Source organism: Sphingomonas cynarae, from assembly GCF_039537815.1.
GTDB classification, from domain to species: Bacteria; Pseudomonadota; Alphaproteobacteria; order Sphingomonadales; family Sphingomonadaceae; genus Sphingomonas; species Sphingomonas cynarae.
This window is the reverse complement of the sequence record NZ_BAABBF010000001.1, coordinates 611,954-636,590: the sequence shown is the minus strand read 5'-3', so window position 1 is coordinate 636,590 and position 24,637 is coordinate 611,954. Positions and strand designations below refer to the sequence as shown.

Here is a 24,637-nt window from a genome sequence, read left to right as displayed (position 1 = left end):
GCTGCGCCGCCCCTTTTTCTAGATCGATGGTCGCCCTGCTCAGAACCGGAAGCGGGCACCAGCCGTGAAGGCCCGGCCGAACAGATCGAAGTCGGCGGACGTTTCCAGACCGGTCGGCGTGTTGAACGGCGTACCGGGCAGATATTGCGGCTTCTTGTCGAAGACGTTGTCGATGTTGAAGAAGAAGGTGAACCCGGCCGTCACTTCCTGGCTGATCTGCAGGTTGTGCAGCCAGTAATCCTTGACGTCATTGAGGGCGACGACCGCCGGATCGTTGCTGATGAAATTGTTGACGGTGAACGGCCCTCCACTCAGGAACGTCGTCTGCCAGCTCAGACCGGTGCCATTGGTCCGATAGGTCGCCCGGACATTGGCGCGGTGTTCCGAAAAGCCGCGACCGAACGAGCCGGCGAATTCGTCCACCGGGGACGCCGGATCGGTCTGCAACCGGTAGTCGATCTGATAGGTGTAGTTACCGATGATCGACAGATTGTCGTTTTCCGTCAGACCCAGTGGCCGGCTGTAACGCACCGACGCATCGATACCACGGACCTTGTAGCCGGCGACGTTGATGAGCTGCGCGTTCACCGTCTGGAGATAGCCGGTCGGTGCGAAGCGGAGCACATTGTCACAGAACACCGCATCACCGGTCAGCAGGCACTTTTCGACCGTGTCGCTGCGATCGAGCGTGTTGATGGCATCGTCAACACGGATATCGAAATAGTCCGCCGTGAACTGAAAACCGCGCAGGAAATCGGGCGTGAAGGTGAAGCCGGCCGTGATCGTCTTGGCCGTTTCCTCCTTCAGGTTGCGGTTACCGCCGACGAAGCCGTTGATGCCCTGCGTGTCGGCCAGCGTATAAGCGAACGTCCCGTTCGGATTGGCGGCAAAGAAGGCCGCGATCCCGGGGACGGCGCGACAGGCCGCATCGCCGCCACCCGTCGAGGTACGAGTGATGCCGTCGCAGGGATCGGTCACGCCGGCGAACGTCTCGCTCGGGGCGCTGAACAGCTCGCTGTTGTTCGGTGCCCGGTTGGCGACCGCGTAGCGGCCGCGCAGCCGGAGGCCGCGCACCGGTTCCCATTCGGCACCGGCATTCCAGCTCAGGACGCCGCCGATCGTGTTGTAATCGGAATAACGGATCGCGCCGTTCACGCCGAGATAGCGGAAGAGGCCACGATCCGACAGCAGCGGCACGTTCACTTCGCCGAACACTTCGCGAACGCTTTGCGAACCGCGCAGATCGGGGATCTGGTTGCCCGAATTGCCGCCGGTGTTGGTCAGGATATCGAGATCGTCGACCACCGATTCCTTGCGATATTCGACGCCGATCGCCGCGCCGACCCCGCCGGCACCCAGATCGAACAGCGACGACGACGACACGCTGGCCGTGATGACATGCTGTTCGTTGGTGATCTCCTCCGACTTAGGCACGACCGCCTGGACATAGGAGGCCGCCCGCGGGTCCGCCGTGTTGAGACCAAAGAGATTGATCGGGACGCAGCCATTCGCCCGTGCGGCGACATCGCGACAGACGATATCGGTGCCGACGACGTTGCCGGCGCCGATCCGGATCGAATCGAGCGACTGGCGATACCGGGCGGTATCGACATCCTGACTTGCGTTGAAGTCGTTCAGATGGCCGAAGACGTAGCTGACGTCGTAGTTGAACTTCGACCCCAGATCGCCGCGTACGCCCGCAACCGCGCGCCACGTATCGCGCTTCGCCCGGTTGCTGCGGCTGAACACATCGTTCTGACGACGGCGAAACGCGATCGACGTGATGTCATTGGCGGAATTGGCATCCGAATTCGCCAGATTGATCGCGTTGGCGATCGAGGTCGGGATGAAGGCGTTGGTGATCGGGATACCACCGCTGGCGTAGATATCGGTTTCGGCCAGCGCGGATGCCTCCAGCGAGGCGTTGGAGCTGGTCCGGCCATAAGTGACTTCACCATAGGCCTTCATCGAATCGGTCAGCTCGTAGTTGACGATCGCGTTGGCCAGATACCGCTCGAGCGGCACCGAGATACGCCGGACGCCGTTGCGGTTGAACCCATAGGCGCCGCCCTGATAGCCCCGCAGCAACGCCAGCGATCCATCGGGATTATACGAGAAATTCGATACGCCACCGGGCAGTGCGGATACCGCCGCGTTGGCCCCGTTGATGAGCTGGAATTGCCCCTGCGGTGCGAACGAGCTGTACGACGCCGGGCCGCAGACGAGATTGGCGCAATCCTGAGCCGAGATGGCCCGGTCCGACGAGAACAGGCCCTGATCCCGGTCGTAGGACACATTGAACAGCGCGTTGCCGCGATCGTCAGCGCCCCATTTCGTGCCGCCGGTCACGCTGACGAGATAGCGACCGCTATCGCCGCGCTCCGTGATGCCACCCTGCGCGCGTACCTGCAGCCCTTCGAAGCTGTCGCGCATGATGAAGTTCACGACACCCGCGATGGCGTCCGACCCGTAAACGGCGGACGACCCACCAGTGATGTTGTCGACGCGCTCGATGAGATCGACCGGGATATTGTTGAGGTCGACGGCGGTATCGCCACCGAAACCACCGATGAAGCGACGGCCGTTCACCAGCACCAGCGTGCGGTTCGATCCAAGGCCGCGCAGATTGACGGTGGAGATACCCGTGCCCGATGTCAGGAAATTCGAATTGGTGCGGGTCGATCCGACCGCGACCTGAGGCAGTTCGTTCAGGATATCCGAGACGTTCGGCGATGCACGTTGCAGCAACTGCGCATTCGTGATCGTCGTGACCGGCACGGGCGAGTCGACTTCGGGACGAGCGATACGCGAACCGGTGACGACGATGTCATCGGCACTTTCCGTCGCCTGGGGGTCCGCCGGGGTCTGGGGCGCGGCCTGCGCATGGGCGGCCGTCGATAGTATCACCGCGAACGGCATCACTGCCGCAAGCAGCGCAGCCTTCCGCGTGGAACGATGGGTCGTATTCATGGTTATACCTCGCCTGCCCACATCGGCTTGCTTTGTGACAATGCCGATGTCGGTTCTACCAATGCCCCATAGCCTGATCAATTGACCGAGGGACGCTGGGAAGGGCATGATCGGACGGGATTTTCCTGTAAAGCCATTGCAACAGGATCAACATACGTTTGACATCAGGCTGTGGTCAAAATGGCACATTGCATGTCCTATAGTCGGAATATTGCTGACCAGTATACAATCGATTGAGCGGATGCCGGTCAACGATGGCCATTTGGGACAGGTATCCGAATATTTCATACCGCCAGTATAATGGCGCCCTGCTCCGACCGACCCACAATCCGCCGCCATTGTCCGGCAGACCCTGCCTGGATATCTTCCGGCCTATTCGATGCAGGGCTGCGACGTTGACACGGAAACGATGGCTGCAATGATGTTTGAACCGGTTGGTAGCGCACGGTCGATGTCGTGCATCGATGACGGGGTTGAAACGCCCGCCCGACCGATAATGGACACGACATCGGCGATGGAGGCCCATATACGATGACCGGAACGCTGGGCCTCGATTTCGGGACGACCAATTCCGTCGCCGCGGTCGCGTCGGGCGATGGCGCCGCGCTGGTGACCATGGCCGGCCCCGATGGCGGCGAGTCGGTGTTCCGGTCGGCCTTGTGCTTCTGGGAGGACGGGGACCAGCCGGGCGGACTGGGCGTGGAGGCCGGGCCATGGGCGATCCGCGAATATCTCGACTTCCCGGAAGGCAGCCGCTTCATCCAGTCGTTCAAGTCGGTGGCCGCCAGCGCCAGTTTCGAGCATGCCACGATCTTCGAGCGGCGGATGCGCTTCGAGGATCTGGGGCGGCAGTTCGTCGCGAAGATGGCAGCGCATGCGGGCGGGGCGATGGACGGGGGCGCCACGCGCGTCGTGGTCGGCCGGCCGGTGGCGTTCGCGGGCAGCCGCCCGGACGAGGCGCTGGCCAGGGCGCGCTACGACGCGGTGTTCGGGTCGCTGGGGGCGGAGGTCCATTATGTCTACGAACCGCTGGGCGCCGCGTTCAGCCATGCGGCGACGCTGACCGACCCCGCCACGATCCTGGTCGCCGATTTCGGCGGCGGCACCAGCGATTTCTCGGTGGTGCGGGTCGAGGCGCCGGGCGCGGCGCGACGCTGCGTCCCGCTGGGCCATGCCGGGGTCGGCATCGCCGGCGACCGGTTCGATACCCGCATCGTCGACCATCTGGTGATGCCGATGCTGGGCAAGGGCGGACAGTATCGATCGTTCGACAAGATACTGGACATACCGGGCGGCTATTTCAGCGATTTTTCCGACTGGTCGCGCCTTGCCCTGATGCGCAACCGCCGCACGCTGGCCGCGCTCGACACATTGCGGCGCGCCGCGATCGATCCCGAGGCGATCGAGCGGATGATCGCGGTGGTCGAGCAGGAACTGGGCTATCAACTGTACGACGCGGTCGGCCGGCTGAAGCGCGCGCTGTCGACCGCGGAGGAAGCGACGTTCCGGTTCGAGGGCGCGGGGCTGGCGATCGAGGCGCCGGTGACGCGCGCGGCGTTCGAGGCATGGATCGCGCCCGACATCGCACGCATCGACCAGACGGTCGACCGCGCGCTGGCCGCCGCCGCCACCGGGGACGCGGCGATCACCCGCGTGTTCCTGACCGGCGGCACCTCGCTGACCCCGCGCATCCGCCGGCTGTTCGTGGACCGGTTCGGCGAAGGACGGATCGCGACCGGCGGCGAACTGACGTCGATCGCGCACGGGCTGGCGCTGATCGGGCGACAGGACGACATCGCGGCCTGGGCGAGCGGGTGACGGCGCGGCATGGGCGGGCGGATGAATGGCGGGAAGCGCCCACACCCGGACATCGCGGCTGAAAATCTATACTCCTGAAAGCCGTCATTCGCACGCCGCGACCATTCCCGTCTCTGCGTCTTCAAACGGCAATTCGGAAACGGACTCCGGGAAAGCGGATGCTTCAAGCGCTCTTGAGCAAAATCAGCAGGGCGACTGTTCCGCTATGGATTCGTTTGTGAGAAAGTCGGTGGCCCGTGCGGGATCATTCGCTTCGTAGAAGCTATTGCTGGAGCAATCCAAAATGCCTGCCGGTCGCGCCGATCTCGCTGATACGGCCACGTTCCTGGCCCTTGCCCGGCAGCGTAGCTTCCGGCGCGCCGGACGCGAGCTGGGCGTCAGCGCGTCAGCGGTCAGCCACGCGCTGAAGGCGATGGAGGCGCGCCTTGGCGTCCGTCTGCTCAACCGTACGAGTCGGAGCGTCACCCTGTCGGCGGCCGGCGAGGAATTATTCGCGGCGCTTGATGGGCCCGTGTCGGCGATCGGCTCCGCGTACGACAGCCTCAACCGTTATCGGGTTATGGGCGAAATCATGGGGCGCATCCGCCTCAACGTGCTGGAACATGCCAGCACGCTTCTCATCGCCCCCGTCCTGCCCATTTTCGCCGAACGACATCCGGGCGTGGAGGTGGATGTCCGGGTGACCAACGACATGCTGGACGTGGTTGCGGCCGGTGCCGACGCCGGCATCCGTTATGGCGGCACCGTACCCGAAGATATGGTGGCGCAATGCCTGTCCGCCGATCTTCGCTGGGTGGTGGTCGCCGCCCCGGCCTACCTCAACCGGTATGGGGTTCCGGCGCACCCGGAGGATCTGCGCGCCCACCGCTGTATCCGTGTTCGGCTCGGCGATGACCGGCTCTACCATTGGGAATTCGAGCGGGGCGGCGATCGGGTGGAGATCGACGTGCCGGGACCGGTGACGATCGATAATACCCAGTTCGGCCTGACGCTTGCCGCGGCGGGGGGAGGTTGCGCCTATCTTCCCGAAGCCTGCGTCGCGCCGGCAGTGGCGCAAGGAGCGCTACAGATCATCTTGTCGGATTGGGCCCCGAGCGGACCGGGTTTTCACGTCTATTATCCCAGCCGCCGACAGCTTCCGATTGGCCTGCGCCTGCTCATCGACCTTATCCGCGAAGTGGCCCCGCTCGGAACGCGGTCGTGAGCGATGAACGAGGTTCATCGGTTCGATGAGACCTGAATGGCCTGACCGATGTAGCTACTCCACCTATCTCGATGACGGATCAACCGCATACGAGACACCCGTCACATGACCAACGCTCAACGTTTCATCGGCAAGGTTGCCTTTGTCACCGGTGCCGCCAGCGGCATCGGCCGCGCCGCCGCCATTGCCTTCGCACGCGAAGGCGCGAAGGTCGCAATCAGCGACCGGTCAGAAGACGCGCTGGAGCAACTACGCGCCGAGATCGAACGCAACGGTGGCGAGGTGCTGGCGGTGACGTGCGATGTGGCCGAACCAGGGCAAGTCGAGACGGCCATCGCCCGCACCGTTGAGCGGTTCGGCCGGCTCGACTGTGCGTTCAACAATGCCGGAGTCGAGAACAAGGCAGCGTCGGTTCACGAAATCCACATGGACGAATGGGACCGTATTCTCGACATCAACCTGCGCGGTACTTTCACCTGCATGAAACATGAATTGGCGCAGATGGTCGCGCAGGGCAGTGGCGTGGTGGTGAATACGTCGTCGGGTGCGGGCATTCGCGGTGTCGCAGGCGGCGCGGCCTATTCAGCGTCCAAGCACGCTATCATCGGGCTGACGCGCTCGGCCGCGCTCGATTATGCTGCGAAAGGCATCCGCGTGAATGCCGTCCTGCCGGGCAATATCGAGACGCCAATGATGGACCGCTTCACGGGCGGGGATATTCAGAAGGCGATCGACCTCGAACCCGTCGGCCGGCTTGGCAAGCCCGAAGAGATCGCCGAGGCGGTGCTGTGGATGTGCTCAGACCTTGGCGGGTTCGTCACGGGCGCTGCGACCGTCATCGATGGCGGATGGTCTCTCTGACGTTACCATTTGTCGGGAAAGCTGCCGCTCTTTCGAAATCCGATCGTTTTTGGGAGAGGCGGTGCCGCGCTACGTCGACTGCGGCCGGCATTTTCGGCTGACCCGGCCTTCTATTCGATCAGCGTCTTCAAATCCCGCGCGGGATCGGCGACGGCTGCCGGGTCCGCCATGACGGCGCCGGTCACCAGCGCGCGGCCCTGTACATAGTCGCGGACGCGGTTGACGCAGTCGAGGGCGATGACGCGGCCGGCGCGGAAATAGACCAGCGAGAAGCTGCGCGTCGCCGGATCGCCGCGCAGGACGGTGGCGTCGTAGCCGGTGGAGAGGCCGACCGTCTGCAGTTTCAGGTCGTACTGGTTCGACCAGAACCACGGCACCGCTTGATAGGGTTCGGGGGCGCCGGTCAGCGTCCTGGCCACCACCATCGCCTGATCGCTGGCGTTCTGCACCGATTCCAGCCGGATCGTGGCGCCGCCGGCAAAGGCGTTGGCATGGGCGGCGCAATCCCCGATCGCAACGATATCGGGCAGGGTGGTGCGGCACTGCGCATCCACCATCACGCCACCCGCCTGCCCCGCCGCACCCGCCACGATCAGCGGGTCGACCGCGGGGACGATGCCGATGCCGACGATCACCATGTCCGCCGCCAGCACGCGGCCATCGGCCAGCCGGACGCCGGAGGCCGCGCCGTCGCGTTCCTCGATACATGCCACCGCGACACCGGTGCGCAGGTCGACGCCGTGGGCGCGGTGCTCCGCCTCGTAGAAGCGGGACAGGGGTTCGCCCGCGACGCGCGCCAGCACGCGGGGCAACGCCTCCAGCACCGTCACCGGCTTGCCCAGCTTCGTCAGCACCGCCGCCGCCTCCAGCCCGATATAGCCACCGCCGATCACCACCACCTGCGTCACGGCGGGCAGTTCGGCGATCATCCGGTCGACATCGGCACGAGTCCGCACGCCGTGGACGCCGCGCAGATCGTGACCCGCACAGGCCAGCCGGCGCGGCGCGCCGCCGGTCGCCCAGATCAGGTGGCGATAGCCGATGGTCGTGCCATCGGCGGTGGTGACGCGGTGGCCACCGGCATCGACCGCCACGACGGTGCGGCCGGGCAGCAGCGTGATCGCCCGGTCCGTCCAGAAGGCGGCGGGGCGGAGCAGGATGCGGTCGAACGGCTTGTCGCCGGCCAGATATTCCTTCGACAGCGGCGGGCGTTCATAGGGCAGCGCATCCTCACTGCCGAGCAGCGCGATCGTGCCGTCGAAGCCGCGCTGGCGCAGCGCGATCGCTGCCCCCGCCCCGCCATGGCCGGCGCCGACGATCAGGATGTCGTAATGGGGATCGGGCAAGGGGAGCCTCCGTGCGGTATCGTGCCGGCTTCGACGTTCGATGCAACCCGGCAATCCAGCCGTTGCGCGACACGCTCTGGATTGCTTCGCTGCGCTCGCAATGACGAAGCTAGTGGTTCCTACCATCGCGCAGGAACGGGCGCATCGCGGAGAAGTCGCGGTCGCCCTGCCCGGCGGCGGCCAGCGCCTCGTACAGGTCGCGGGCGCGGTCGCCCATCGGCACGGGGCTGCCCGCGTCCGCCGCGGCGTCGGTGGCGAGACGCAGGTCCTTCAGCATCAGCGCGGTCGCGAAACCGCCGCGATAGTCGTTGTCGGCGGGGGTGACGGGGCCGACGCCGGGCACCGGGCAGTAGCTGGTCATCGACCAGCTCTGCCCCGACGAGACGCTGGCGATGTCGTAGAAGGCCTGCGCGTCCAGCCCCAGCCGTTCCGCCAGCACGAACGCCTCGCACGTCGCGACCATCGTCGCGCCGAGGATCATGTTGTTGCACATCTTGGCCGCCTGCCCCGCGCCGTTGCCGCCGGCGCGGATCACCGCCTTGCCCATCTGCGACAGGATCGGCTCCGCGCGGGCGAACCCGTCGTCGTCGCCGCCGACCATGAAGGTGAGCGTGCCCGCCGCCGCCGCCGCGATCCCGCCGGATACCGGCGCATCGACCGCGACCAGCCCGCGCGCGGCGGCATCGCCGGCGACGGCCCGCGCGGTGGCGACGTCGATCGTCGAACAGTCGATCAGCAGCGCGTTGCCCGACAGCACCGGGAACAGCGCCGCATACACCTCGGCGACATGGCGACCGGCAGGCAGCATGGTGACGACCGCCTCGGCACCTTCAGCCGCCGCCACCGCGCTGGCGGCGGCGGTACAGCCGGCGGCCTCGGCGCGGGCGAGCGCGTCGGCGGACAGGTCGAAGGCATGGACCGCGTGACCCGCCTTCGCGAGGTTCGCGGCCATGCCGCCGCCCATGTTGCCGAGCCCGATAAAGGCGATGCGTGCCATCAGTTCATCCTCTTCCTGTGCTTATGGTCCCGGCGGAGCCAGCCGAGAAAGGCACTCAGCGCGGCCGGGACGCCGCCGATCAGCGCGACGATCGCCGCGACGCCCAGCGCCAGCCAGATCATCGCGTGCTATTTCCCCGTCCACGCACCGGCGCGCTTCTCGACGAAGGCGGCCATGCCCTCGCTCTGGTCGGCGGTGCCGAACAGGCCGTGGAACAGGCGGCGTTCGAACTGCACGCCCGCCGCCAGCCCGGTTTCGAACGCCATGTTCACCATCTCCTTGTTCGCCAGCACCGCGAGCGGGGCCATGGCGGCGATGGCGGCGGCGGTCTTCACCGCCTCCTCGACCAGATCGGCGGCGGGGATCACGCGGCTGACCAGCCCGGCCCGTTCCGCCTCGTCGGCGTCGATCATCCGGCCGGTCAGGCACATCTCCATCGCCTTCGCCTTGCCGACCGCGCGGGCCAGCCGCTGCGACCCGCCCATGCCGGGGGAGACGGCGAGCTTGATCTCGGGCTGGCCGAACTTCGCGGTGTCGGCGGCGAGGATGAAATCGCACATCATCGCCAGTTCGCAGCCGCCGCCCAGCGCATAGCCCGCCACCGCCGCGATCACCGGCTTGCGGGTGCGGGTGAACCGGTCCCAGCCGGCGAAGAAATCATGGCCGTACATGGTGGCGAAGCCCTGGGCCTGCATCTCCTTGATGTCGGCACCGGCCGCGAACGCCTTGGGCGACCCGGTAATGACCGCGCAGCCCTGCGACGGGTCGGCATCGAGCGCGGCCATCACGCTCAACAGATCGTCCAGCACCTGCGCGTTCAGGGCGTTGAGCGCCTGCGGCCGGTTGAGCGTGACGAGCGTGACGCGGTCGCGCCGTTCGACGATCAGGGTTTCGTAGTCGGCCATGCGGTATTTCCTCTATTCCGGGGTCCACGCCTCTGCCGGCGGCAGGGGGGCAAAGATCTGGTCGATCAGGTGATCGCTGACGCCGTCCGGGGTGGCGGGGTTCCAGCGGGGGGCATTGTCCTTGTCGACGATCACCGCGCGCACGCCTTCGGTAAAGTCGTGGCGCTGCACCACGCGGGCGGCGACGGCATATTCGTGCGCCATCTCGTCGGCGAAGCTGGCCATGCCGGCCCCGTCCTTCAGCAGGCGCAGCGACACCTTCATCGCCTGCGGCGACTTGGTATCGAGCGTGGCGCGTTGCCGGGTGGCCCATTCGCCGCCGTCCGCGTCCAGCGCGGCCAGGATGTCCTCCAGCGTGTCGGCGGCGAACAGCCGGTCGATCGCGGCGCGATCGGCGAGGATGCGGGCCTCGGGCGGCGGCGCGGACAGCGCAGCCAGCGCGGCGTCGATCGCGGTCGGATCGGCGAGGATGCGGGCCTTCGCCTCGTCCAGCCGGTCGGCGGGGAGGTAATGGGTGGCGAGGCCGAGGGCATGGGCCTCGCCCCCGTCCAGCCGCTGACCGGTCAGTGCCAGATATTGCCCGATGCGACCGGGCAGGCGCGACAGGTACCAGCCCGCGCCGACATCGGGGAACAGGCCGATCCCGGTTTCGGGCATTGCGAACTTCGTGTTCTCGGTCGCGATCCGATAGCGGCAGGGCAGCGACACGCCGACACCGCCGCCCATCGTGATCCCGTCCATCACCGCGACGATCGGCTTCGCATAGGTGAACAGCCGGTGGTTCATCCGGTATTCGGTGGCGAAGAAGTGCCGCGCCACCGCACCGTCACCCGCGCCGCTTTCCGCCAGCATCCGGATGTCACCGCCCGCACAGAACCCGCGCGTACCCGCCGCATGGTCGAGGATGATGGCGCGGATGCCGTCGTCGCCGCGCCATGCCTCCAGCGCAGCGAGGATGCCGTCGCACATCTCCGCCGTCAGCGCGTGGAGCGCCTTGGGTCGGTTGAGGGCGATCCGGCCGACCGGCCCCTGCACCTCGACGATCAGTTGGTCGGTCATGACAGCCATTCCAAGCGCACCCCCTCCGCGTCTTCGCGTCTCCGCGTGAACCCGATCTTCCTGTTCACGCGGAGACGCGGAGGCGCGGAGAAGAAGGTAATGGAAGGCGCTGCGCGCGGTTTCATCGTGTCAGGTCCCGGCCGACGATCATGCGCATCACCTGATTGGTGCCCTCCAGGATCGAATGGACGCGCAGGTCGCGCCAGAAGCGTTCGATCGGATAGTCCATCAGATAGCCATAGCCGCCATGCAACTGCAACGCGCGGTCGGCGACGGCGGAGCCCATGTCGGTGGCGAGCCGCTTGGCCATCGCGGCGAAGCGGGTCTTGTCGGGCGCGTTCGCGGTCACCTTGCCCGCCGCCATGTAGAGGAGCGCGCGCGCCGCCTCTAGCTCGGTCGCCATGTCGGCCAGCGTGAACTGCGTGTTCTGGAACTCGGCGATCGCCTTGCCGAACTGGTGGCGGTCCTTCGTGTAGCGGATCGCCTCGTCGAGGCAGCGCTGCGCGCCGCCCAGCGAACAGGCGCCGATGTTGAGCCGGCCGCCGTCCAGCCCGGTCATCGCGATCCGGAACCCCTCGCCCAGTTCGCCGACCAGGTTCTCGCCCGGCACGCGCACGCCATCGAACGTCACCTGCCGGGTGGGCTGCGAATGCCAGCCGAGCTTGCGCTCGTTGGCGCCGAACGAGACGCCGGGCATGTCCTTCTCGATCACCAGCGCGGAGATGCCCTTCGGCCCCTCTTCACCGGTGCGGACCATGGTTACGTAGACCTCGTTCTCGCCCGCGCCACTGATGAACTGCTTGGAACCGGTGACGATCCAGTCGTCGCCGTCCCTCACCGCCCGCGTCTTGAGCGCCGAGGCATCGGAACCCGATCCGGGTTCGGTCAGGCAATAGCTGGCCAGCCGGTCCATCGTGACCAGATCGGGCAGATACTTGTCCTTCACCGTCTGCGACCCGAACCGGTCGATCATCCACGATGCCATGTTGTGGATGGAGATGAACGCGGATGTGGAGGGACAGCCATAGGCCATCGCCTCCATGATGAGCGCCGCCTCCAGCCGGCCGAGCGCGATGCCGCCCGATTCCTCGGACACGTAGATCGCCGCGAAGCCGAGTTCGGCCGCCGCCTTGATCGTGTCGCGCGGGAAGATGTGCTTCTCGTCCCATTCCGCCGCATGGGGGGTGATGCGATCGGCGGTGAAGCGGCTCGCGAGATCCTGGATCTCGCGCTGGTCGTCAGTGAGATCAAATTGGTCGGTCATGCTCGCCTCAGCCCATCGTCGGAATGACGAACGCGTCCTGCACGCGCGAAGGTCCGCCGTCTTCGGCACCGCGTGGCAGTTCCGCTGTGCCGTCCGGCCAGCGTTGCGTGATCGTTTTCACCTTGGTCCAGAACTTCACGCCTTCCATGCCGTGCTGGTTGGTGTCGCCGAACGCGGACCGTTTCCAGCCGCCGAAGCTGTGATAGGCGACCGGCACCGGGATCGGCACGTTGATCCCGACCATGCCGACATTGACGCGCGCGGCGAATTCGCGCGCGGCATGGCCGTTGCGGGTGAAGATCGCGACGCCGTTGCCGTACTGGTGCTCGCTGGGCAGGCGCACCGCCGTCTCGAAATCGGGGGCGCGGACGATCTGGAGGACGGGGCCGAAGATCTCCTCCTTGTACGCGCTCATATCGGGCGTCACCCGGTCGAACAGGCTGGGGCCGATGAAGAAGCCGCGCTCATGCCCCTGCAACGCGAAGCCGCGCCCGTCGACGACCAGTTCCGCGCCTTCGTCGACGCCAGTCTGGATCCATTGCTCGACCCGCGCCTTGTGCGCCGCGTTGACCACCGGGCCGTAATGCGCCTGCGCATCGGTCGAGACGCCGACCCGCAGCGCGTCGATCGCGGGGATCAGTTTTTCGCGCAGGGCATCGGCGGTCTTCTCGCCGACCGGCACCACCACCGGCAGCGCCATGCACCGTTCCCCGGCCGAGCCGAACGCGGCCCCGGCCAGATCGGCGACGACCTGATCCAGATCGGCGTCGGGCATGACGATGCCGTGGTTCTTGGCGCCGCCCATCGCCTGCACGCGCTTGCCCGCCTCCACCCCGCGACGATAGACGTAATGCGCGATGTCGGACGAGCCGACGAAGCTGACCGCGGCGATGGCGGGATGATCGAGGATCGCGTCGACCATCTCCTTGTCGCCGTGGACCACCTGCAGGATGCCTGCCGGCGCGCCCGCCTCCAGCATCAGTTCGGCGAGGCGGACGGGAACGGAGGGATCGCGCTCCGACGGCTTCAGGATGAAGGCATTGCCGGTCGCGATCGCCACGCCGAACATCCACATCGGGATCATGCCGGGGAAGTTGAACGGGGTGATCCCCGCGCCGATGCCCAGCGGCTGGCGCATCGAATAGACATCGATACCGGGGCCGGCGCCTTGGGTATATTCGCCTTTCAGCACGTGCGGGATGCCGCAGCAGAATTCGATCACCTCCAGCCCGCGCTGGATATCGCCCTTGCTGTCGGCGATCACCTTGCCGTGTTCGGACGACAGCAGATGGGCGAGCGCGTCCATCTCGCGTTCGACCAGTTCCTTGAACCGGAACATCACGCGCGCGCGGCGCTGCGGATTGGTGGCGGCCCAGCCGGGTTGCGCGCCCTGCGCGGCGGCGACCGCGCGGTCGAGATCGGCGACGGTACCCAGCGCGACGGATGCCTGCACCTCGCCCGTGTTCGGGTCGTAGACATCACCGGTGCGGGCGCGTGTCGTCGCCCCGCCGCCAGCGATCACGTGATCGATGTTGCGCATCTATTCTCTCCTATGGCCGGTGATCTCGCCTGCCGCGCCCGTGGTGGCAAGGGGTAAGTTACCGTGTGCGGGGCAGGACGATGTTGGATCGCGACGATGGTTTCTGGCAGGGCACGGCGATGACCGTACCTGCCATGGCCGATACCGCCCCGGACCCCGTCCGCCCCCTGCCCCGCCCGCTGGCCGGGCTGGCCCTGCTGGCGATCGCCGCGCTGGCGGTGCTGCTGCTCGGCTGGCTGGTCGCGCGACTGCCGTTCGCGCCCGATCGCGCGATCGTGGAGGGGTTGCGCGCCTGGGGCGGGCCGCGCTGGCTGCCGCGCGTGGCGGTGGACCTGACCGCGCTGGGCGGCGGCACCGTGCTGACGCTGGTGGTGGTGCTGGTGGCGGGGTTCCTGCTGGCGCAGCGGCTGTGGCTGACCGCGCTGATGCTGGCGGCGGCGAGTTGGTCGGGCGGGCAGATGGTGGAGATCATCAAGCGCATCGTCGCGCGCGCGCGGCCCGATCTGGTCGAGCATCTGGTGCCGGTCCACAATGCCAGCTTTCCCAGCGGCCATGCCGCGGGCAGCGCGGTGGTGTACCTGACGCTCGCGGCGCTCGCCTCGCAGGTGGTGCCGGAACGGGCGGCGCGGCGCTATCTGTTCGGGGCGGCCGTGCTGCTGACCGGGGCGATCGGCACCAGCCGCGTATATCTGGGCGTCCACTGGCCGTCCGACGTGCTGGCCGGGTGGAGTTTCGGCACGCTGTGGGCACTGGGCTGGTGGTGGGCGACCGCCCGCACCCGCGCCGCGATCGGCGGGGAGCGGTAGGGGAAACGATTCTCCCCTCCCTTTCGGGGACGGGGTGCTTCCACAAGCGCGACGTTCGGGGAGAGGCCCCACCCCAACCCCTCCCCTGAAGGGGAGGGGCTTTCCAGGAAGGGCGTTGCTCTCTTACCGGTCCCGCTCGGCCAGCTTGCGCTCCCAGGCCAGCGCGTCGCGGACGATGCCTTCCAGATCGTCGCGTTCGGGGCGCCACGGCAGGGCGGCGAGGATCGCGCTGTTGTCGGCGACCAGTTCGGCGGGGTCGCCCGCGCGGCGGCCCTCCAGCTTGCGCTCGATCGTCATGTTGGTGACGCGGTCGACCGCGTCGAGCACCTCGGCGACCGAGAAACCACGACCATAGCCGCAGTTGAGCGTGTGGCTGCTGCCCGGATCGGCGCGCAGCAGATCGAGGGCCGCGACATGCGCGGCGGCCAGATCGGAGACGTGGATATAGTCGCGCACGCCGGTGCCGTCGCGCGTGTCGAAATCGGTGCCGAAGATCGAGACGTGGCTGCGCCGCCCCGTCGCCGCCTCGACCGCCACCTTGATGAGGTGGGTGGCGCCCGCCGTCGACTGGCCCGAGCGGCCCTCGGGATCGGCGCCGGCGACGTTGAAGTAGCGCAGCGCGCAATAGTTGATCGGATGCGCCGCCGCCACGTCGCGCAGCATCGCCTCGGTCATCAGCTTCGACATGCCATAGGGATTGATCGGCACGGTCGGGTCGTTCTCGGCGACGGGCACCTTTTCCGGCGTGCCATAGGTCGCGGCGGTGGACGAGAAGATGAAATGCCTCACCCCCTCCGTCACCGCGCTTTCGATCAGCGAGCGCGAGGCGGCGGTGTTGTTGCGATAGTATTTGAGCGGGTCGGTGACCGATTCGGGCACCACCACCGATCCGGCGAAGTGCATGATCGCATCGACATCGTAGCCGCGGATCGCCGCGCGTACCCGCCCCTCGTCGGCGATGTCGCATTCGACCAGCGTCGCGCGGTCGTCCACCGCCCAGTCGAACCCGGTGACGAGGTTGTCGACCACCACGACCTCCTGCCCCGCATCGAGCAGCGCCAGCACTGCATGGCTGCCGATATACCCTGCGCCGCCCGTCACCATAACCGCCATCGATCGTCTCCCTTTGCGGGCGCCCTAGCGGCTTCCTATCTTGGGATCAAAGGAGTTGGCGATGACGGAACGTGGGACTGAATATGTGACGCTCGCGGGCGGATGCTTCTGGTGTACCGAAGCGGTGTTCAAGGACGTGATCGGGGTGACCTCGGTCGAAAGCGGCTATATCGGCGGCACGGTCCCGAACCCGACCTACAAGCAGGTGTGCGGCGGCGACACCGGCCATGCCGAGGCGATCCGGGTGGGCTATGATCCCGAACAGCTCGATCTGGGCGACCTGCTCGACATCTTCTTCGCGACGCACGACCCGACGCAACTGAACCGGCAGGGCAACGATGTCGGCACCCAGTACCGGTCGGCGATGTTCCCGGCCTCGCCCGAACAGGAAGAGGCGATGAAGGCGGCGATCGAGCGGGCGGGCGAAACCGGCGGCCGGATCGTCACCACGATCGAACCGATGGATACCTGGTACCCGGCCGAGGGCTATCATCAGGATTACTGGGAAACGTCGGGCCGATCGAACCCGTATTGCATGGCGGTGATCCCGCCCAAGCTGCAGAAGCTGCGCAAGAGCTTCGCGGCGCGATCGAAGGCGGTCGCGGCGTGATGCCGGGCCCGTGGCTCCCATCGGAAGATCACGGGCCATCCTGATATCGATTCCCCGGCCTTCGCCGGGGAGGCGGCAATAGGCAGGGCCGGGTGACGCAGCCCTGCGTCGGTTAGCGGAAGTTATCCGCGTAGGCCTGCAGCTTCAGCGTCTTCGCGGGCGCGGGGACCACGGTGTAGTCGTGCCCCTCGCGCTCGCAATGCGCGATCGCCGCTTCAACAGTCGGGAACAGCAGGCGGATCTGGTCGCGGGTGTCGCCGCTGCCGGCCCAGCCGGTGAGCGGATCGGGATGCTTGGCCTCGGCCGGCTCGAATTCGAGCTGCCATTGGTCGGTCCGGGCGCGACCGGACTGCATCGAGTTCTTCGGGCGCTGGAAAATGCGAGCGGTTGCCATGACCGTCATCTACCGCGATCCGCCGCGCCTTGCATCCGCATTTTTCGTGCGCAGCGTCGCCGCCGCGCCAGCGGGGTCGTCGGGCCAGGGATGGCGGGGATAACGGCCGCGCATCTCCTTCGCCACCGCCGCCCAGCTGCCCGCCCAGAAGCCGGGCAGGTCGCGCGTCGTCTGGATCGGCCGCCCGGCCGGACTGGTCAGCGACAGGACCAGCGGTACCTGCCCCTCCCCCACCACCGGATGCACTGCCAGCCCGAACAGCGCCTGCACGCGCAGCTCGACGCGGGGACCACCTTCGGCGGCATAGTCGATCGCGTGGCCGCTGCCGGCGGGCGAGGTAAAGGCGGCGGGTGCCACCCGGTCGATCCGGCGCATCGCGTCCCAGCCGATCACGGTCCGCATCGCCTCGATCAACTCGCCGGGCGCGACCTGATCGAGCCGGCGCTTGCCGGCCAAGAGCGGCGGCAGCCACTCGTCCAGCCGGTCGAGCAGCAGCGCGTCGCTGTCGATCCCGGCATAGCCCGCGCGGTCGCGCAACTGCACCGCGCGGTCGTCCCAGGGCAGGCGCGCCACCCCGTGCTGACGCACCCCGTCGAGCAGCGCCGTCGCCACGTCGCGCGGATCGGCGGCGCTGTCCGGCCCCGATTGCAGCCGTAGCGCACCCAGCCGCCGTTCGCGCAGCGCCTGCACGCCGCCGGTCGCGGGATCGAAGGTGACGCTCCGGACCAGCCGGATCGCGTCGGCGAACAGCGATTCGATGCCGGCAAGGTCGATCGGGGCGGCGGACAGGATGCGCGCGCCCGCCGCCGACCCTTGCGTCTCCGCCACCGCCAGCCATTCGGCCCGCGCCAGCGAGGCGGTGGGATCGAGCCGGAACCCGCGCCCGCCGACGCTGGCCCATTGTTCGCCCGATGCATCGCGCCGCCGCGCCACGCGATCGGGAAAGGCGAGCGCGATACACAATCCCTCCGCGCCCTCCCCCGCCTCATCGCCGGACGCGACCAGCCGCGCCCAGCGTCCGGCCAGCTTGCGCGCGCCCTCCGCCTTGGTGCCGCGTTCGCTGCGCCAGCGCCGGCGGCGCACCTCCAGATCGGGGTCGTTGCCGCCCAGTCCGCGCTCGCCGAGCAGCACCGCCACCTCCGCCGCGATCCGGCCAAGGCCACGCCCACCCGCGACGATCAGCATATGCGCGAGGCGGGGCGGCATCGGCAGCGCGGCGATGGCGTGGCCGTGCGGGGTCGGCCGGTTGTCCGCGTCGATCGCGCCCAGCGTCGCCAGCCGCTCGCGCGCCTCCGTCACCGCCGCGAGCGGGGGCGGATCGAGCCACGCGAGCGACCGCGGATCGGCGACGCCCCAGATCGCGCTGGCGAGCAACAACGACGACAGGTCGGCCTCGACGATCTCGGGCGGATCGAAGCGCGGCAGGCCGGCGGTCGCCGCCTCCTCCCACAGGCGATACGCCACGCCCGACCCCTGCCGCGCGGCGCGGCCGGCGCGCTGCGTCGCCGCCGCCTGGCTGGCGCGTTCGGTGACGAGCCGGGTCATCCCCGCCGCGCGATCGTAGCGCGGCCGGCGGGCAAGGCCGGGATCGACTACCACGCGGATACCGTCGAGCGTCAGGCTGGTTTCCGCGATGGAGGTCGCCAGCACCACCTTGCGCGACGCGGCCGGGCGGATCGCCGCGCGCTGTTCGGCGGGATCGAGATTGCCGTGGAGGCGGAACAGCTCGACCCCCTCGGGCAGGCGATCGAGCCGTTCGGCCACCCGCTCGATTTCCGCGACGCCGGGCAGGAAGGCGAGCACGCCGCCCTCCTCCTCCGCCAGCGCGCGGCGGATCGCGCTGGCCACCTCGTCCTCCAGTCGGCGTTCGGCGGCGCGGCCCAGATAGCGCAGCGTGAGGGGGTGACTGCGCCCCTCGCTCTCGATCACCGGCGCGTCTCCCATCAGCGCGGCGAAGCGGGTGCCGTCGAGCGTCGCCGACATCGCCACCAGTCGCAGGTCGGGGCGCAGCGCCCCCTGCACGTCGAGCGCGAAGGCGAGGCCGACATCCCCTTCCAGACTGCGCTCATGCACCTCGTCGAACAGCACCGCCGACACGCCGGCCAGTTCGGGATCGGCCTGGATGCGCGCGGTGAAGATGCCCTGCGTCATCACCGTCACCCGCGTCGCCGCCGATCGCCGGCTGTCGAGCCGGGTCGCATAGCCGAACGTGGCGCCGACCGCCTCGCCCGCCAGTTGCGCCATCCGCTCCGCCGCCGCGCGCGCCGCCAGCCGGCGCGGCGACAGCAGCAGCACCTCGCCCGTACACCACGGCTCGGCGAGCAGGGCGGGCGCGACCGCCGTCGTCTTGCCCGCACCCGGCGGCGCGACCAGCACCGCCGACGATCCGCCACGCAACGCGGCAAGCAGGTCGGGCAGGACGGCGGTGATCGGCAGGGCGGCGGGGGCGGACATGGGGGTGCCCTGCCACAAGCCGGGCGGGTGCGGAAAGCGGGACGTTCTGCCAGCGATGATACGATCTAATTCCAACCCCGTTCGTGCTGAGCGCAATCGAAGCACCGGTCCTGGCAACGTCGAGGACGTTCCGTCCGTGGCGCCTCGGCTTCGCTCGGCGAGGCGCCCTTCGACTACGCTCAAGGCGAACGGGTTTGGGAAACGCGCTCGTCATAGCTACTGGCAGGATCGACGTTCGCGAAAGAGAGCACATGGCCGACCTGCACGATCACGATCACGGCCATGCGCATCATCAGGGGCACGGCCATGCCGGGCATGGGCATGGGCATGAGCATGGCCATCACCACGCCCCCGCCTCGTTCGACCGCGCCTTCGCGATCGGGATCGCGCTCAACATCGCCTATGTGCTGGCGGAGGGCGGTGCAGGGTGGTGGACCGGATCGGTCGCGCTGCTGGCGGATGCGGGGCACAATCTGTCCGACGTGCTGGGGCTGGCGGTGGCGTGGGGCGGCGCGTCGCTGGCGCGCAAGCCTGCGACCAAGCGCTTCACCTATGGCCTGAAGGGGTCGACGATCCTCGCCGCGCTGCTCAACGCGCTGTTCCTGCTGGTCGCGCTGGGCGCGATCGTGCTGGAGGCGGCGCAGCGGATCGGCGATCCGCCGGTGCTGGCCGGGCTGACGGTGTCGGCGGTCGCGGGGGTCGGCATCCTCGTCAATGCCCTGACCGCATGGCTGTTCGCGCGCGGGCGGCACGGCGACGTCAACATCCGGGGCGCGTTCCTGCACATGCTGTCCGATGCGCTGGTATCCGCCGGGGTGGTGATCGCCGGCATCGTGATCTGGGCGACGGGGATCGGATGGATCGACCCGGTCGTCAGCCTGGTGATCGCAGCGCTGATCTTCTGGCAGACCTGGGGGCTGCTGCGCGAGACGGTGGAACTGTCGCTGGCCGGCGTGCCGCGCGGGATCGATTACGACCGGGTGGCCGCCGCGCTGCTCGCGCTGCCGGGGGTGACGCGGTTGCACGACCTGCACATCTGGGCGATGTCGACCACCGAACCGGTGCTGACCGCGCATCTGCTGATGCCCGGCGGGCCGCCGGGCGACGCGTTCCTGGCGGACGCGCGTGACATGCTGCGCCGGGACTTCGCGATCGGCCATGCGACGTTGCAGGTCGAAACCGGCGAGGATTGCGTGGTCGACTGCTGAATCAGCGTTGCCGGGGCCGCACCGCGATGCCGCCGGCGATCAGGATCGCGGGCAGGTACACGAACGAATTGAGCGTCGCGTCCGCCATCGCCACCAGCACGATCACCGCCAGCGGCAGCGCGTCGTCGTCCCGCGCCCATGCACCGTAGCCGATCCGCCGGAACAGCACCGCCACCGCCGGCACGATCACGCCGCCGAATGCCAGCAACAACCCGATCAGCCCGAACTGGCCGAGGATCAGCATCGCCAGCCCCCAGGGCCGCGTGTCGAACGGCCGGAACCAGTCCCACCGCGCCGTCCCCGTCAGCGGCGCGGCGTGGATCGCGGGCAGCACCTTCGCATCCTGCGACAGCCGCCAGGTGAACGACCCCCGGCCGACGCCGCGTACCGCCCCCAGCACCTGCTGGCCGACCGTGGTATTGCGCGCGATATGTTCGAGCGGCACGATGCCGCTGAGGTGGACCGCCCCCAGCAGCCCGACCGATGCGACGCCCGCGATCATCACCGGCCGCACGATCGCGCGCCCGCGCAGGGCGAGGAACGCGATCCCCGCCGCCGCCAGTAGCAACGCCCCGACCGATTGCGCCGCGACCGCCATCGCCGTCACCACCAGCCACAGCGGCCATGCCCAGCGCGACCGGACGCCACCGCGACGCAGAAACGCCAGCCATGTCGCCGCCACCGCGCTGATCGCGATCCAGATGCCGTACTGGTTGCCGTTCTCGAACCATGCGAGCGGGCGATAGCCGACATACCGGACCATGCCGTCGGTGCGGAACGGATGCGCGCCGTAAAGCGCGTCGTAGAGGAACGGCCCCGCCACCCCCTCGACCAGCGCGACCGGCAGCAGCACCGCGCCCGCGCCGACGATCACCGTCAGCAGGGCGGCGCGATCGGCGGCATCGACGATCCAGATGCGCCCGATCAGCCATGGCAACCCCCAACTGCCGGTGACGTAGAGGCAGGCGAGCCATGGTGCGGGCGCGGGGTTCGCCGCCACCAGCCCGTCGATCAGTGGCCACAGGCACCAGAGCGCCATCGGCAGGTCGATCCAGCGCGGCCGCCATGCCCGCACCCGCGCGCCGTCGAACACCAGCCCCGCCAGCAGCGCCGCCCCCGCCGCCACCCATGCCTTGGTCGCGAGCATCGACGAGGGCAATGCGAGGCCGACGATCCACCATGGCAGGCTGCCGACTATTTCGGCGGGCGGAAAATGCCCGACCGGCAGCAGCAGCCAGCCGGCCATGAATATCACCGGGATCGCGGTCCGTGGCGGGCACCATCGGAACGACAGCAGGGCCAGCGCCGTGTAGAGCGCATAGATCGTGTATAGCAGCACGTGATTTTCCAGGCGGGTGGGCATCGATGGCCACGGCGCGCAGGCTAGGCGGGGACGGGGTGCAGATCAATTGGACGCTGGTGGCGGGCCTTGCCGCCCTGTCGCTCGCCGCGGCGGCAAACTGGGATGCGGGCACGGCGGCGCGGCAGCGGCGCGGGGCATGGCGAACGCTGACTTTGGTCTATCTGGTGCTGCTGGCCGAGCTGATCGGCGATACGCGGTTCGGCGCGGTGGCGGGAATCGATGCTGCGTTGCCGGGGGTCGGCCGGCATATGGTGCAGATCGGGCTGGCCTTGCTGATGCTGGTGGCGGCGGGCGGCGCGGCGATCGCCATCGTTCGGATCGGGCGCCGGTCGCCATGGTTCGCGCCGGCCGGGATGGCGGCGCTGGCGATGGCGGCATCGTTCGGGGCGGAGATACTGTCGGTGGGGCCGGTCGGCGCGCTGCTCTATCGACCCATCGGACCGATCATGCTGATCGGGTGGCTGTGGCTGGCCTGCGGGGCGGCGGCGGTGGCGATCGCGGCACTGGCGGTGCGATCGGTCAGGACGCGCTGATCGATCGCGTGGTCCGGCCCGCTCCCGTCAATACCTCAATAGGCCCGCGCCACCGCGAATTCGACCGCCTCGACCATCGCGTCCTTCGCCTTGCTGGCGGGGAAACCGGCGATCGCATCGATCGCGCGCTGGCCGTAATGGCGGGCGCGGGCCAGCGTGTCGTCGACCGCGCGGCTCTGGCGGACGAGGGTGATGGCGTGGGCGAAATCCTCGTCGCTGTCGCGCCGGCCCTCGACCGCGTCCTTCCAGAACTTGCGGTCGACGGCGTCGCCGCGCGCATAGGCGAGGATGACCGGCAGCGTCATCTTGCCCTCGCGGAAATCGTCGCCCGCATCCTTGCCCATCGTACCCGCGTCGGACACGTAATCGATCGCGTCGTCGACCAGCTGGAATGCGATGCCGAGGTTGCGGCCATAGGCGTCCAGCGCCATCTCCTCGCCCTCGGGCCGTTCCGCGACCACCGCCGCGATCCGGCAGGCGGCGGCGAACAACGCCGCCGTCTTGGCGCCGATGATGTCGAGATAGCGGTCCTCGGCCAGGTCGACGCGGCGCGCGGCGGTCAGCTGGTTCACCTCGCCCTCCGCGATCACGGCGCTGGCGTTGGACAGGATCTTCAGCACCTTGAGGCTGCCGTCCTCCACCATCAGCTCGAAACTGCGGCTGAACAGGAAATCGCCGACCAGGACGCTGGCGGGGTTGCCCCAGATGATGTTGGCGGTGCGACGGCCGCGACGCAGGTCCGACCCGTCGACCACGTCGTCGTGCAGCAGCGTGGCGGTGTGGATGAACTCCACCGATGCGGCGAGCCGGTGGTGACGATTGCCGGTATAACCGATCAGCCGTGCGCTCGCGAGCGTCAGCATCGGCCGCATCCGTTTGCCCCCGCCCGCGATCAGATGACCGGCGAGTTCGGGGATCAGCGGAATTTCCGACTGCATCCGGTCCAGGATCACCGCGTTCACGGCATTCATGTCACCGGTGACGAGGGCCATCATCGGGTCGAGCGAGGGCGGCTTGGCGCCGAGGCGGTGGATGGTCGCGGTCATCGGCCCCCAAGTGGCGGCAACCCCGCCGCAACGCAACCCCGCCACTTGCCCCCCGTGCCCTCCGTCGCGCAAAGGGGCGGTGAAAAAGGAGTCGCCCCGATGATGACCGACACGCCTTCCCCCGATATGGCTCTGGCCCCCGACGCGGTGCTCGACGGGTATCGCCAGTCGATCGACAATATCGACGCCGCGCTGGTCCATATGCTGGCGGAACGGTTCAAGGTGACGCAGGCGGTGGGGCGGCACAAGGCGGAACACGGCCTGCCCCCTGCCGATCCCGGCCGCGAGGACCGCCAGATCACCCGCCTGCGCCGGCTGGCGACGGACGCGCAGCTCGATCCCGAATTCTCCGAGAAGTTCCTGCGCTTCATCATCGACGAGGTGATCCGCCACCACGCCCGGATGCAGGCGTGACCATCGCCTTGCCTGCGGCCTTCTATGCGGTGGAGGGGGTGGACGGCTGCGGCAAGAGCGGGATGGTCCGTTACCTGACCGATCACCTGCACGCGCTGGGGTGCGAGGGGATCGCGACGCGCGAGCCGGGCGGCACGCCGCAGGGGGAACGCATCCGCGCGCTGATCCTGTCCGGCACCGACGATGCGTGGGACCCCTATGCCGAACTGCTGCTGATGACGGCGGCGCGGGTGGAGCATGTCCGGCGCGTGATCCTGCCGACGCGGGCGCTGGGCCGATTCGTGATCTCGGACCGCTATGTCGGATCGACGATCGCCTATCAGGGCGCCGGGCGGGGGATGGCGGAACGCTTCATCCGCGACCTGCATGCCACTGCGGTCGGCGCGGTCTGGCCGGACCTGACCATCGTCCTCGACCTCGATCCGGCGATCGCGCTGGGACGCAGCCGCAAGCGGCTGACCGACACCGCGGTGGACGAGGGCCGGTTCGAGACGCTGGACCTCGACTTCCATCGCCGCATCCGCGCCTCGTTCCTCGATCAGGCGCGGCGCGATCCCGACCGGCACGTGGTGGTGGACGCCACCGGGACGCCGGACGAGGTACGCGCCCGCACCGTCGCGGCGCTGGACGAATGGCACCGGGGACGCGCCGCGATCGCCTGATCAGTCAGGACGCCCGGCTGCCAATCCCGTTGATATAGGCTGACGGCATCGGACGCCCTATCTGGGGCGG

General features: G+C 68.4%; 22 protein-coding genes. 9 read left to right on the top strand and 13 right to left on the bottom strand.

Going from position 1 to position 24,637, the window contains the following annotated elements; all coding sequences use genetic code 11:
• Positions 1 to 39: 39 nt before the first annotated feature.
• On the bottom strand, positions 40 to 2,970 hold the full coding sequence (locus ABD719_RS02955; RefSeq protein WP_344691870.1) for a TonB-dependent receptor plug domain-containing protein: 2,931 nt from the start codon (positions 2,968 to 2,970) through the stop codon (positions 40 to 42).
• 531 nt (positions 2,971 to 3,501) lie between these two features.
• Between ABD719_RS02955 and ABD719_RS02950 the strand changes: the two genes are divergently transcribed.
• From ABD719_RS02950 to ABD719_RS02940, 3 genes are all read left to right on the top strand, one after another.
• Positions 3,502 to 4,788: an Hsp70 family protein gene (locus ABD719_RS02950; protein ID WP_344691869.1), complete on the top strand. Its 1,287-nt coding sequence runs from the start codon at positions 3,502 to 3,504 to the stop codon at positions 4,786 to 4,788.
• Between the two features lie 283 nt (positions 4,789 to 5,071).
• The gene (locus ABD719_RS02945; protein WP_344691868.1) at positions 5,072 to 5,992 is read left to right on the top strand and encodes a LysR family transcriptional regulator; all 921 of its coding nucleotides are present in this window, start codon (positions 5,072 to 5,074) and stop codon (positions 5,990 to 5,992) included.
• A 105-nt stretch (positions 5,993 to 6,097) separates the two neighbouring features.
• Complete coding sequence (locus ABD719_RS02940) at positions 6,098 to 6,853, top strand: SDR family NAD(P)-dependent oxidoreductase (RefSeq protein WP_344691867.1); 756 nt, start codon at positions 6,098 to 6,100, stop codon at positions 6,851 to 6,853.
• A gap of 110 nt (positions 6,854 to 6,963) precedes the next feature.
• Here ABD719_RS02940 and ABD719_RS02935 read toward each other — a convergent pair whose 3' ends face one another.
• The 7 genes from ABD719_RS02935 to ABD719_RS02905 form a co-directional block, all read right to left on the bottom strand.
• Positions 6,964 to 8,199, bottom strand: coding sequence for an NAD(P)/FAD-dependent oxidoreductase (locus tag ABD719_RS02935; RefSeq protein ID WP_344691866.1), 1,236 nt, complete (start codon positions 8,197 to 8,199; stop codon positions 6,964 to 6,966).
• A 109-nt stretch (positions 8,200 to 8,308) separates the two neighbouring features.
• On the bottom strand, positions 8,309 to 9,196 hold the full coding sequence (gene mmsB / locus ABD719_RS02930) for a 3-hydroxyisobutyrate dehydrogenase (RefSeq protein WP_344691864.1): 888 nt from the start codon (positions 9,194 to 9,196) through the stop codon (positions 8,309 to 8,311).
• Positions 9,196 to 9,318: a hypothetical protein gene (locus ABD719_RS02925; protein WP_344691862.1), complete on the bottom strand. Its 123-nt coding sequence runs from the start codon at positions 9,316 to 9,318 to the stop codon at positions 9,196 to 9,198. The genes mmsB and ABD719_RS02925 overlap by 1 nt, the downstream gene beginning before the upstream one ends.
• Positions 9,319 to 9,324: 6 nt before the next feature.
• Entirely contained in the window at positions 9,325 to 10,101 is a 777-nt protein-coding gene (locus ABD719_RS02920; protein WP_344691861.1) for an enoyl-CoA hydratase, read from the bottom strand.
• A gap of 12 nt (positions 10,102 to 10,113) precedes the next feature.
• Complete coding sequence (locus ABD719_RS02915) at positions 10,114 to 11,160, bottom strand: enoyl-CoA hydratase/isomerase family protein (protein WP_344691860.1); 1,047 nt, start codon at positions 11,158 to 11,160, stop codon at positions 10,114 to 10,116.
• A gap of 121 nt (positions 11,161 to 11,281) precedes the next feature.
• Complete coding sequence (locus ABD719_RS02910) at positions 11,282 to 12,424, bottom strand: acyl-CoA dehydrogenase family protein (RefSeq protein ID WP_344691859.1); 1,143 nt, start codon at positions 12,422 to 12,424, stop codon at positions 11,282 to 11,284.
• Positions 12,425 to 12,431: 7 nt separating this feature from the next.
• Positions 12,432 to 13,964 carry a CoA-acylating methylmalonate-semialdehyde dehydrogenase gene (locus tag ABD719_RS02905; protein ID WP_344691858.1) on the bottom strand — a complete coding sequence of 511 codons (1,533 nt, stop codon included), beginning with the start codon at positions 13,962 to 13,964 and terminating at the stop codon, positions 12,432 to 12,434.
• An 80-nt stretch (positions 13,965 to 14,044) separates the two neighbouring features.
• Here ABD719_RS02905 and ABD719_RS02900 point away from each other — a divergent pair, with 80 nt between their 5' ends.
• Positions 14,045 to 14,770: a phosphatase PAP2 family protein gene (locus ABD719_RS02900; RefSeq protein ID WP_344691857.1), complete on the top strand. Its 726-nt coding sequence runs from the start codon at positions 14,045 to 14,047 to the stop codon at positions 14,768 to 14,770.
• Between the two features lie 123 nt (positions 14,771 to 14,893).
• On the opposite strand, the gene galE is transcribed toward ABD719_RS02900, so the two are convergent.
• Positions 14,894 to 15,883, bottom strand: a complete 990-nt coding sequence (gene galE, locus ABD719_RS02895; RefSeq protein WP_344691856.1) for a UDP-glucose 4-epimerase GalE — start codon at positions 15,881 to 15,883, stop codon at positions 14,894 to 14,896.
• A gap of 61 nt (positions 15,884 to 15,944) precedes the next feature.
• Here galE and msrA point away from each other — a divergent pair, with 61 nt between their 5' ends.
• Positions 15,945 to 16,493, top strand: coding sequence for a peptide-methionine (S)-S-oxide reductase MsrA (msrA, locus tag ABD719_RS02890; protein ID WP_344691855.1), 549 nt, complete (start codon positions 15,945 to 15,947; stop codon positions 16,491 to 16,493).
• A 112-nt stretch (positions 16,494 to 16,605) separates the two neighbouring features.
• Here msrA and ABD719_RS02885 read toward each other — a convergent pair whose 3' ends face one another.
• Both ABD719_RS02885 and hrpB read right to left on the bottom strand, forming a co-directional pair.
• Entirely contained in the window at positions 16,606 to 16,887 is a 282-nt protein-coding gene (locus ABD719_RS02885; RefSeq protein ID WP_344691959.1) for an ETC complex I subunit, read from the bottom strand.
• 9 nt (positions 16,888 to 16,896) lie between these two features.
• Positions 16,897 to 19,341 (bottom strand): ATP-dependent helicase HrpB, encoded by a 2,445-nt coding sequence (gene hrpB, locus ABD719_RS02880; protein ID WP_344691854.1) that lies wholly within the window; start codon positions 19,339 to 19,341, stop codon positions 16,897 to 16,899.
• A gap of 251 nt (positions 19,342 to 19,592) precedes the next feature.
• Here hrpB and ABD719_RS02875 point away from each other — a divergent pair, with 251 nt between their 5' ends.
• A complete protein-coding gene (locus ABD719_RS02875) occupies positions 19,593 to 20,549 on the top strand; it encodes a cation diffusion facilitator family transporter (protein ID WP_344691853.1) in 957 nt (318 codons plus the stop codon).
• 1 nt (position 20,550) lies between these two features.
• On the opposite strand, the gene ABD719_RS02870 is transcribed toward ABD719_RS02875, so the two are convergent.
• The gene (locus ABD719_RS02870; protein ID WP_344691852.1) at positions 20,551 to 21,888 is read right to left on the bottom strand and encodes a hypothetical protein; all 1,338 of its coding nucleotides are present in this window, start codon (positions 21,886 to 21,888) and stop codon (positions 20,551 to 20,553) included.
• 59 nt (positions 21,889 to 21,947) lie between these two features.
• On the opposite strand from ABD719_RS02870, the gene ABD719_RS02865 reads away from it, so the two are divergent.
• Positions 21,948 to 22,445, top strand: a complete 498-nt coding sequence (locus ABD719_RS02865) for a hypothetical protein (RefSeq protein ID WP_344691851.1) — start codon at positions 21,948 to 21,950, stop codon at positions 22,443 to 22,445.
• Positions 22,446 to 22,480: 35 nt separating this feature from the next.
• Here ABD719_RS02865 and ABD719_RS02860 read toward each other — a convergent pair whose 3' ends face one another.
• Positions 22,481 to 23,491, bottom strand: a complete 1,011-nt coding sequence (locus ABD719_RS02860) for a polyprenyl synthetase family protein (RefSeq protein ID WP_344691850.1) — start codon at positions 23,489 to 23,491, stop codon at positions 22,481 to 22,483.
• A 99-nt stretch (positions 23,492 to 23,590) separates the two neighbouring features.
• On the opposite strand from ABD719_RS02860, the gene ABD719_RS02855 reads away from it, so the two are divergent.
• Together ABD719_RS02855 and tmk are read left to right on the top strand one after the other, a co-directional pair.
• Positions 23,591 to 23,905: a chorismate mutase gene (locus ABD719_RS02855; RefSeq protein ID WP_344691849.1), complete on the top strand. Its 315-nt coding sequence runs from the start codon at positions 23,591 to 23,593 to the stop codon at positions 23,903 to 23,905.
• Complete coding sequence (gene tmk, locus ABD719_RS02850; RefSeq protein WP_344691848.1) at positions 23,902 to 24,567, top strand: dTMP kinase; 666 nt, start codon at positions 23,902 to 23,904, stop codon at positions 24,565 to 24,567. The genes ABD719_RS02855 and tmk overlap by 4 nt, the downstream gene beginning before the upstream one ends.
• The last annotated feature ends 70 nt before the right edge of the window (positions 24,568 to 24,637 follow it).

Excerpts from the sequence above, each read along its gene's own strand:
- ABD719_RS02955 (WP_344691870.1), bottom strand. The coding sequence starts at position 2,970 with ATGAATACGACCCATCGTTCCACGCGGAAGGCTGCGCTGCTTGCGGCA.
- ABD719_RS02920 (WP_344691861.1), bottom strand. The coding sequence starts at position 10,101 with ATGGCCGACTACGAAACCCTGATCGTCGAACGGCGCGACCGCGTCACG.
- ABD719_RS02885 (WP_344691959.1), bottom strand. The coding sequence starts at position 16,887 with ATGGCAACCGCTCGCATTTTCCAGCGCCCGAAGAACTCGATGCAGTCC.
- hrpB (WP_344691854.1), bottom strand. The coding sequence starts at position 19,341 with ATGTCCGCCCCCGCCGCCCTGCCGATCACCGCCGTCCTGCCCGACCTG.
- ABD719_RS02950 (WP_344691869.1), top strand. The coding sequence starts at position 3,502 with ATGACCGGAACGCTGGGCCTCGATTTCGGGACGACCAATTCCGTCGCC.
- galE (WP_344691856.1), bottom strand. The coding sequence starts at position 15,883 with ATGGCGGTTATGGTGACGGGCGGCGCAGGGTATATCGGCAGCCATGCA.
- ABD719_RS02910 (WP_344691859.1), bottom strand. The coding sequence starts at position 12,424 with ATGACCGACCAATTTGATCTCACTGACGACCAGCGCGAGATCCAGGAT.
- ABD719_RS02940 (WP_344691867.1), top strand. The coding sequence starts at position 6,098 with ATGACCAACGCTCAACGTTTCATCGGCAAGGTTGCCTTTGTCACCGGT.
- ABD719_RS02915 (WP_344691860.1), bottom strand. The coding sequence starts at position 11,160 with ATGACCGACCAACTGATCGTCGAGGTGCAGGGGCCGGTCGGCCGGATC.
- mmsB (WP_344691864.1), bottom strand. The coding sequence starts at position 9,196 with ATGGCACGCATCGCCTTTATCGGGCTCGGCAACATGGGCGGCGGCATG.
- msrA (WP_344691855.1), top strand. The coding sequence starts at position 15,945 with ATGACGGAACGTGGGACTGAATATGTGACGCTCGCGGGCGGATGCTTC.
- ABD719_RS02875 (WP_344691853.1), top strand. The coding sequence starts at position 19,593 with ATGGCCGACCTGCACGATCACGATCACGGCCATGCGCATCATCAGGGG.
- ABD719_RS02945 (WP_344691868.1), top strand. The coding sequence starts at position 5,072 with ATGCCTGCCGGTCGCGCCGATCTCGCTGATACGGCCACGTTCCTGGCC.
- ABD719_RS02905 (WP_344691858.1), bottom strand. The coding sequence starts at position 13,964 with ATGCGCAACATCGATCACGTGATCGCTGGCGGCGGGGCGACGACACGC.
- ABD719_RS02860 (WP_344691850.1), bottom strand. The coding sequence starts at position 23,491 with ATGACCGCGACCATCCACCGCCTCGGCGCCAAGCCGCCCTCGCTCGAC.
- ABD719_RS02855 (WP_344691849.1), top strand. The coding sequence starts at position 23,591 with ATGATGACCGACACGCCTTCCCCCGATATGGCTCTGGCCCCCGACGCG.
- ABD719_RS02925 (WP_344691862.1), bottom strand. The coding sequence starts at position 9,318 with ATGATCTGGCTGGCGCTGGGCGTCGCGGCGATCGTCGCGCTGATCGGC.
- ABD719_RS02900 (WP_344691857.1), top strand. The coding sequence starts at position 14,045 with ATGTTGGATCGCGACGATGGTTTCTGGCAGGGCACGGCGATGACCGTA.